General features: G+C 69.3%; 10 protein-coding genes and 1 pseudogene. 5 read left to right on the top strand and 6 right to left on the bottom strand.

All coding sequences use genetic code 11. The annotated features are described in order from the left end of the window. Together A9X03_RS15295 and A9X03_RS30295 are read right to left on the bottom strand one after the other, a co-directional pair. Positions 1-883: pseudogene (locus tag A9X03_RS15295) on the bottom strand (hypothetical protein); the annotation flags it as partial. 154 nt (positions 884-1,037) lie between these two features. Further along, a complete protein-coding gene (locus A9X03_RS30295; protein ID WP_231975397.1) occupies positions 1,038-1,211 on the bottom strand; it encodes a hypothetical protein in 174 nt (57 codons plus the stop codon). Here A9X03_RS30295 and A9X03_RS30290 point away from each other — a divergent pair. Further along, positions 1,204-1,350, top strand: a complete 147-nt coding sequence (locus tag A9X03_RS30290) for a hypothetical protein (RefSeq protein WP_231975396.1) — start codon at positions 1,204-1,206, stop codon at positions 1,348-1,350. The genes A9X03_RS30295 and A9X03_RS30290 overlap by 8 nt on opposite strands. Before the next feature lie 138 nt (positions 1,351-1,488). Further along, a complete protein-coding gene (locus A9X03_RS15285; RefSeq protein WP_067749962.1) occupies positions 1,489-1,893 on the top strand; it encodes a hypothetical protein in 405 nt (134 codons plus the stop codon). A gap of 5 nt (positions 1,894-1,898) precedes the next feature. Here A9X03_RS15285 and A9X03_RS15280 read toward each other — a convergent pair whose 3' ends face one another. Together A9X03_RS15280 and A9X03_RS15275 are read right to left on the bottom strand one after the other, a co-directional pair. Further along, complete coding sequence (locus tag A9X03_RS15280) at positions 1,899-3,911, bottom strand: DUF3060 domain-containing protein (protein ID WP_082974503.1); 2,013 nt, start codon at positions 3,909-3,911, stop codon at positions 1,899-1,901. 157 nt (positions 3,912-4,068) lie between these two features. After that, positions 4,069-5,292: a hypothetical protein gene (locus A9X03_RS15275; protein ID WP_067760818.1), complete on the bottom strand. Its 1,224-nt coding sequence runs from the start codon at positions 5,290-5,292 to the stop codon at positions 4,069-4,071. A gap of 38 nt (positions 5,293-5,330) precedes the next feature. On the opposite strand from A9X03_RS15275, the gene A9X03_RS15270 reads away from it, so the two are divergent. Both A9X03_RS15270 and A9X03_RS15265 read left to right on the top strand, forming a co-directional pair. Continuing rightward, the gene (locus tag A9X03_RS15270; protein WP_067760817.1) at positions 5,331-5,975 is read left to right on the top strand and encodes a TetR/AcrR family transcriptional regulator; all 645 of its coding nucleotides are present in this window, start codon (positions 5,331-5,333) and stop codon (positions 5,973-5,975) included. Positions 5,976-6,080: 105 nt separating this feature from the next. Further along, a complete protein-coding gene (locus tag A9X03_RS15265; RefSeq protein ID WP_197499070.1) occupies positions 6,081-6,560 on the top strand; it encodes a nuclear transport factor 2 family protein in 480 nt (159 codons plus the stop codon). 6 nt (positions 6,561-6,566) lie between these two features. Here the strand turns inward: A9X03_RS15265 and A9X03_RS15260 are convergent, their stop codons facing one another. Then, a complete protein-coding gene (locus tag A9X03_RS15260; protein WP_231969088.1) occupies positions 6,567-7,163 on the bottom strand; it encodes a L,D-transpeptidase in 597 nt (198 codons plus the stop codon). Between A9X03_RS15260 and A9X03_RS30285 the strand changes: the two genes are divergently transcribed. Continuing rightward, the gene (locus A9X03_RS30285) at positions 7,078-7,263 is read left to right on the top strand and encodes a hypothetical protein (RefSeq protein ID WP_231969090.1); all 186 of its coding nucleotides are present in this window, start codon (positions 7,078-7,080) and stop codon (positions 7,261-7,263) included. The genes A9X03_RS15260 and A9X03_RS30285 overlap by 86 nt on opposite strands. Before the next feature lie 19 nt (positions 7,264-7,282). Here the strand turns inward: A9X03_RS30285 and A9X03_RS28515 are convergent. After that, on the bottom strand, positions 7,283-7,461 hold a 179-nt coding region (locus A9X03_RS28515), incomplete at its 5' end, for a phosphatase PAP2 family protein (protein WP_156746566.1).

Here is a 7,461-nt window from a genome sequence, read left to right as displayed (position 1 = left end):
CCACCCCGGCGGTGATGGCGGCGATGCCGGCCAGTGCGCTCCCGGCGAGGAACATGGGCCGTCGCCGGCGCGGGACGACCACGTCGTCGTCGGGCACGGCGCTGTAGGCCAGAGCCTCGGCGTCGGCGTTGCCCCAGACGTCGAGGTACGTCGGGCCGAGCGGTCGCGGGCTCACCTCTCCGGTGCCGGGGTCGAGCGCGTACGCCAGCGCCGCCGTGGACGAGGCGAACAGCGGCGCGTTCGCCGAGGCCAGCGCGGCCCCGCGGGCCAGCGCCAGCTCCGGCTCCTCGGGCGCCGACAGCTCGAGCGGGGTCGCCGCCTCGAGCGCGGGCTTGACGGGCACGATGTCCACGCCGCAGCCGATCAGGAACACGCCGTCCGCGTGAGCACCCCGCGCGCCCAGACCGGCGACCATCGTCGCCAACTCGGCGGCGAGCGGCTCCTTTCCGGCGTTGGCCAGCTGCTTGCGGTGCAGGTCGACGATCGACCCGTCGGCGACGTCGACGACGGCCAGCGTCGCGGTCTCGGCCTCCACGTACAGCATCGCGATGTGCGCGTAGTCGAGCGCGGACCCGACCGTCTGGGCCAGCGCGGCCGCGGCCAGCAACGGGGAAACCAGCATCACGTTGCCCATGCCGTGTTGGGTCATCGCTTCCCGTAGCGCGCCGACGTCCGCTCGGTCCGTCCAGGTCACGCCCGTCGACACCAGCTGGTGGCCGCCCGCCTCCGCACCTTCGCGGGTGCCGCCGATCGCCGCAATGACCTCGTCGACCGCGCCACCGAACTCGTCCTGTTCGACGGTGACACCGTCGGCGTTCTGGCCCTCGATGACCACCAGGCGGACCGTCCCGGGAGCCATCGAGACCCCAAGCACGATGTCCACTTCACGCCTCCGCAGTCCGCTGATTTGCGCTGATTTTTTTCCGAGGTCCCTCGATGAGGGCACCGCCGGATAGACCCGCCCGACCGGGTGACACCACGCTACCCGCGCGGAAACGGGTGCGCTCGTCGAGCGCGCTCAGCAGGAACGACGCGGGTTAGTAGCCCGGGCCCAGGAAGGGATTCTGGGAGTTGCCCGGGTACTGCTGGTACTGCGGGTACTGCGGATACGGCGTGTACTGCGGGGCCGGCGCCTGGGGGGCCTGGGTCTGCGGGACCTGAACCGGAATCGGCACCGGCAGCAGCGGCACGTGGATCCACTCGGTGGTCATCGGCACCGTCGTGGTGGTGGTCGTGGTCGTGGTCGGTGGGGGCGGTGTCTCGGTGGTGGTCGAGGGCGGCGGCGGGGCCGTCGTCATGGCGGTCGTGGTGGGCGCCTGGGTCGGCGGCGCGGTGTGCCGCGGGGTGTAGACGGGGGGCGCCTGCGTGGTGATGACCACCGGCGGCGGCGCAGACGGCGGCGGCGACGGCGGCGGTTCGGGCGGCGGCGGCGCGTGAGGGCGACTGCGCGCCACTGGGCGGTAACGGCATGAGCGGCGAGGAGGTCGCGTGGGCGAATACGGTGCGTTCGGGTTCGATCCCGACGAGTTCGATCGAATGATCCGCGAAGGCAGCGAGGGCCTGCGCGACGTGTTCGAGCGGGTCAGCAGGTTTGTCGCGGCGCCAGGAGCCCGGTCCGGGTGGTCGTCCATCTTCGAGGACCTGTCGCGGCGCCCCCGCCCGGAGCCGGAAACCGCCGGCGAGGCGGGCGACGGCGTCTGGGCGATCTACACGGTGGACGCCGACGGTGGCGCGCACGTCGAACAGGTCTACGCGACCGAGCTCGACGCGCTGCGGGCCAACAAGAACAACGTCGACCCCGCGCGCAAGGTGCGGTTCCTGCCGTATGGCATCGCGGTCAGCGTCCTCGACGGCGATTCGCACGACGACGACGAATCCACCGAGGCGCCGTAACGGCCTCAGCCCTGCTGGACGACGTTCGCACTACCCGAGTTGCTGACCTTCGGCGTGCCCGAGTGGTACGTCACCTTGTTGCTCAAGCCGGAGGCTTGGATGCTGTCGACGGCGTCGACGGTGATGTCGTTCTGCACGCCCGACACGCTGAGGCTTGCGCAGTGACCGCTGATCACCACCGTGTTGGACACGCCGCTGACGTTGACGACGTTGTCGTCGCAGGCGATCGTCCGGTTCTCGCCGATCCCGGAGATCGTCACCTCGCTGCCCGGCGGCGGCGTGGGTGAGGTGGACGTGGTGGTCGACCTCGGCGGCTTGGTCCGTGTAGTCGTCGAGGTGCCGCCCGGGGTGGTGGCCGGGGGACTGAGGGTGTTGGTGAAGGTCGGCGGGGAGTTGATGATCGAGCGGACACCGGAGAGCTGGTGTGCCGCGAAGGCGGCGATGCCCCCGGCGAGCGCCAGCACGCCGACCGCGATGATCGTGCCCACGATCCACCACATCCGATTGCCCGAGGGGCCCTGAGGCGGCGGGCCGCCGAGCGGGCCGCCATAGCTCCACGCGGGCGGTGGCGGAGGGGGCCCCGCCGGCCGGGGTGCGACGCTGGGCGCCGGCGGCGCCTGGCGGTGTTCGATCCCGGTCAGCGTGTAGGCCACGCCACCGATCGCCGTCATCGCCACCAGGGCCGACATGCCGATGATCAACTGTGACAACCGCAGGCGGCGCCACGGCCGCTCCGCGGGCGGGTCGATGACGTTCAGCCGCATCGACCAGCCGGACGGCCCGTCCTCGTCATAGGTTTCGCCGCCGAACCGCACCCGCAGGTCGCCGGGGTACTCGGTCTGCGACCAGGCCAGCTCACGATCCGTCAGCGCCTCGTCGTCGATCACCAGCACGTCGCCGGCCCCGAGGTCGACGACGTCGCCGGTGGCGTGGGCGGAGGCCAGCAGGCTCATCGAGGTCCTGGTGCGCAGGCTCAGCTCCTCGCCGCGGGCCGCCAGCAGCAGCGCTCCGCAGGCCGCCGCGAGGGCGGGCTGCGACGGAGTCAGGATCGGCGTGCGCCCGTGGATCGAAAGCCGTTCGGCGACAAGCGGAATCTGCGCACCGCCGCCGACCGTTACCACCGCCGCCAGGTCGCCCCAGTTCTTGCGGTAGCGCACCAGCATGTCGTCCAGGGCGTAGATGAAGCCGGTCAGCCGGTCCGCCATCAGGTCTTCGAGATCGTCGCGCTTCAGCGTGAAGCTGCAGCTGCGTTCGCCGAGCACGGCGGCGATCTCGGTCACGACGTCGGTGGACAGCCGTTCCTTGGCCAGCCGGCACTGTTCGCGCAATTCGCCGAGCTGCCCGACGGCCGCCGTGCTGGCCGGATCAATGCCGCTGCCGCGACCCAGCTCCTCGAAGACCCGCAGCAGCAGCTCCTGATCGATCTCGTCACCCGACAGGGCCGCGTAACGCATTGTGGCGCTGACCAATTCGAAATCACCGGCGACGTTCACCAACGTGGCCGAGGTTCCGCCGCCACCGAAGTCGAGCAGCCCCACCACGCCGTCGTCGGGCAGCCCGAGTTCGGCCTTCACCGCGGTCAGCGACGCGATGGCGTCCGAAACCAGCCGGGGCGCCATGCCGCTGCGAACGAATCCCAGATGAGTCCGCAGCCCGTCGCGCAATGCCTGCACCGTAACGGGTTTCCAGTACGCCGGGACTGCGATGGAGATCTCCGCGCAGGACGCGTCCGCGCCGACGGCGCGCACCATCGCGTCCAGGGCCTCCACCGTGAGCAGCTCCGGGTCGTGGGCGGACCCGTCGGCCGACACCAGCGCCACCGAATCACCGATGCGCTCCACGAAGCCCTTCATCATCACGCCGGGCTCGAATGGATACGAATTCTCTTCGGGCGCACCGACTTTCGGCGCGCAGTGCGGATAAAGGGTCAGCACCGAGCGCCGGGTAACCGGTGGGCTTTCATTACGCGCAGCGACCAGGTTGGTGGTCCCGATCGACAACCCAAGTGGGTCGTACATAGAGCGAAAACCTTCGTCTATAGGGGTCGGTGGCCAGCGTTAACCATAGCCGCGGACACGCCCAAAACCGATGGCTTGCAACGTCATCGGTACCCGGTCGATGCCGCCTCGTCACCGAAGCGGTACCGGCGGCCCCTTGACAAATCGACGCTCGTGCTTACACCACGGTCAGCGGCAGCGATCGCCTCGGCTCGAACTGGAATGTCGCTCCGCCGCTGACCTTCGTTACCGACACCTCGGGCAGTTCGGCCGCCGCCGTGTCGGTTTCGACCAGTTCCGCGGTCCAGTCGGTGCCGGTGCCGCTGACCCGGACCTCGACGTGCGGGTCGACGGCGGTGGCGATCGCCTGGAGCGGCTGAACGGAACCCGGGGAACACAGCGCGATCCAGGCGGCATCGTCGTGGGCCGGTGAGCGGTGCACGACCAGCCGGTCCGCCGTTTCCGCGCGGACATAGCCCGCGGGGTTCAGCAATGGGTGCAGTTCGAGGACCTCGAGCACCCCCGCGATGCCGCCGGGGAGTCCCAGCGCGCGGCGTATGCGCTCGGCGGCCACGCCCGCGATGCCGGTGAGCCCCTGGGTGCACACCGACACGGCCTGCGCGTCATCGGCGGCGCGGGCGCGCACCGCGATGGCGAACGACAGGTAGAGCAGGTGCATCTGCAGACAGACCTCGTCGGCCATCCGGACCAGCGCCGAATGCGAGAAGCCGGCGAAGTCGAAGTCGGACAGCAGCGGACCGGAGTAGTCCGCGTTGCCCTCGTCGGAGCGGTCGATCGGATCGAGTTCCCATGTGGCGGCCCGGGTTTGGCGAACGATGTCCAACGCGGGAATGCTCTTGGCCTCGGGGTAGGACTCGTCGATGATGACCGTCCACGCGCAATGCGGATGGCGATCGGCCGGCGTCCGCGGGGGCCGGTGGATGGGGCGCACCTGGGCGCGCGGGTTGGTCGCCACCGCGGTGGCGTCGAACGTCGGGTCCTCGATGGTGTGGCACATCCCGAAGACGTAGCGCTCCCCCATCGGCTCCACGTCGAGCAGCGCCCCGCAATGGTCGAGGTGGAATTCGCCGTGCCAGCGGTCGTGCACGGTGTAGCGGAAGTCCATGAATTGCGGTGGGGCGCCGATGTCGAGCTGGAGCCCCTTGAAGATCGTCGGCACGTCGTTGCCCTCGAAGTTGAGCGCACGCTGCATGCGCCGGGTGTAGACGGGGCTGGCGCCGGCCCACTCCTCGATCGCGATCTGCACCATCTCGTCGCGGCCGAACGCGCTGATGCACCAGGCCATGCCCGAGCGGTCGATCAGCTGCCCGATCAGGAGCAGTTCGGGAACCAGGACGGCCAGCTGCTCGCGCGTCAACCGCGCGTACCGGGATCGGCTCACGGCCCAAAAATAGACTCGACTATGTTATAAAGTCAACGATGTCCATCGCCGCAGGTCAGGTAGCCGCGGGCTCGATCGGCCCCACCCGGCGCACCAGCGCGCCGCGCAAGCGCGGCGACGACACCCGCGCGCGCATCATCGACGAGACGGTCCGCTGCATCGTCGAGGAGGGCTTCCCGGCCGCCACCGCCAAGCACGTGGCCGAACGCGCGGGCGTGACGTGGGGGGTCATCCAGTACCACTTCGGCGATCGCAACGGCCTGCTGATGGCCGTCGTGGACGACGGGGTGGACCGGCTGATCGACAGCCTGTCGTCGGCCGACGTCGGCGCGCTGCCGCTGCGCGAGCGCATCGAGGTGGTCGTCGACACGGCGTGGGGCTGCTACAGCAGCCCGACTTCGATGGCGGCGCTCGAGATCCTGCGGGCGACGCGCGGCGGGCCCGGCGAGTCCCCGCGGAGGCACCTGCTGGAGATGAACGACGCGATCGGTCAGCTGGGTCGGCTGATCACCGCGGATCCGGCGAATGCCGGTGTGGCCGAGGTGATCTGGGCGACGCTGCGCGGTGTGGTGCTGGCGCAGATGGTCACCGGGACTGCGATCGACTGGAGCCTGGAGCGACGGGCTCTGATCGACATGGTGACCCGCTACCTGTCCGACACGCAGGGCTGCCGCGACACTTAAACCACGCACACGACACGCCGCGCATGGTGACCGTGGTCTATGTCTCGGCGACGGCTCTTCGATGCGAGCGCGGGCGGCGGGTGACCCGTGTGCTGCAATGACCTGATGACCCCTCAAGATCTCGCCGACATCGAAGCCATCAAGCAGGTCAAGTACCGGTACCTGCGCGCGCTGGACACCAAGCACTGGGACGACTTCGCCGACACACTCGCCGAGGACATCAAGGCCGACTACGGACCGTCGATCGGCAACGAGTTGCACTTCACCAACCGCGACGACCTGGTCGAGTACATGCGTACGTCGCTGCCCGCCAACGTCATCACCGAGCACCGGGTGACCCATCCGGACATCGTCGTCGACGGCGACACGGCAACGGGCAGTTGGTATCTGCAGGACCGCGTGATCGTCGCCGACTTGAACTTCATGCTGATCGGTGCCGCCTTCTACCGCGACACCTACCGGCGCACCGACGCCGGCTGGAAGATCTGCGGGACCGGATACGACCGAACCTACGACGCCACAATGTCGTTGGAGGGCATGAACTTCACGCTCAAACCCGGTCGCGCGGTGGCCACCGACGCCTGACGCGCGCTACTTGGTGATGGCGATGACCGCGCCGGGCCGCAGCCATTTCATGATCGACACCAGCTGAGCATCGTCGACCGCCACGCAGCCCTCGGTGGGCTTGCCGTCGGTGGTGTGGAAGAAGAACGCCGCACCGCCGCCGGGGGTCTTGTTCTTGTTGACGCCCATCACGACCGCGTGCTTGTACTGCGGGATCTGCAGGTTCTCGCTTTCGGCGGTGTTGAACGGGCACTGCGCCTTCTGGCACACCTGCATGGAGTTGAAAGTGGGGCTGTGGTCGTCGCCGCTCCACCAGTGGTTGGGCCCCACCTGCGTGTAAGGGAGCCCGGTGCCGGGATTGGGCGCGGTGCCGAACGCGGAGTCCAGCGTGTAGACCCCCATCGGGGTGGCCGGCACCCCGCTCTTGGCCTGCGGAGCCATGCCCGCCGAACCGACGTGGGTGGGAATCCCGCTCCGCAGCGCCTGCCAGCCGGCGGCCGTGCGCTGATAGATGTCCATCGTCGCGTTGGATCCGCCGGTGCTCATCACCGAAACCACCTGCGTGGCATCGCCGACGGCGTTCGCGAACCAGGGGGCGCCGGCCGCGCCGCTGATCGGCGCCATTGCCAGCGCCACGAAAAACGCGCACGCCGAAGCGAACAGCGAAGCGAGCAGTCGGCGCATGACCTCAATCGTCGAACCCGTGCAGCGCAAGGTCAAGTAAAGCTTCAGACCCGGTTAGGTCACCGCGCCGTGACCAAATCGCCCGCGTCGCACGGTTTTCGGGAGAGCGCCGCGCGCGGGGGACGAATCACCGTGACGCACAACAGGAAATACAGATAACCCAGCGCCCAGCCGGCCAGCACGTCGGACGGGTAATGCACGTTCAGCGCCACCCGCGAGACGCCTGCCGCCAACACGC

It is taken from the genome of Mycobacterium sp. E1715 (assembly GCF_001667625.1).
Classification (GTDB): domain Bacteria; phylum Actinomycetota; class Actinomycetes; order Mycobacteriales; family Mycobacteriaceae; genus Mycobacterium.
Note: the sequence above shows the minus strand (reverse complement) of the source record. Positions and strands in the feature narration are given on the sequence as shown.

Bases quoted from the DNA above. Each gene is read 5' to 3' on its own strand.
- A9X03_RS30295 (WP_231975397.1), bottom strand. From the start codon at position 1,211: ATGACCACCGAGTGGATCCACGTGCCGCTGCTGCCGGTGCCGATTCCG.
- A9X03_RS15280 (WP_082974503.1), bottom strand. From the start codon at position 3,911: ATGTACGACCCACTTGGGTTGTCGATCGGGACCACCAACCTGGTCGCT.
- A9X03_RS15270 (WP_067760817.1), top strand. From the start codon at position 5,331: ATGTCCATCGCCGCAGGTCAGGTAGCCGCGGGCTCGATCGGCCCCACC.
- A9X03_RS15265 (WP_197499070.1), top strand. From the start codon at position 6,081: ATGACCCCTCAAGATCTCGCCGACATCGAAGCCATCAAGCAGGTCAAG.
- A9X03_RS15260 (WP_231969088.1), bottom strand. From the start codon at position 7,163: ATGGCGCCGATCAGCGGCGCGGCCGGCGCCCCCTGGTTCGCGAACGCC.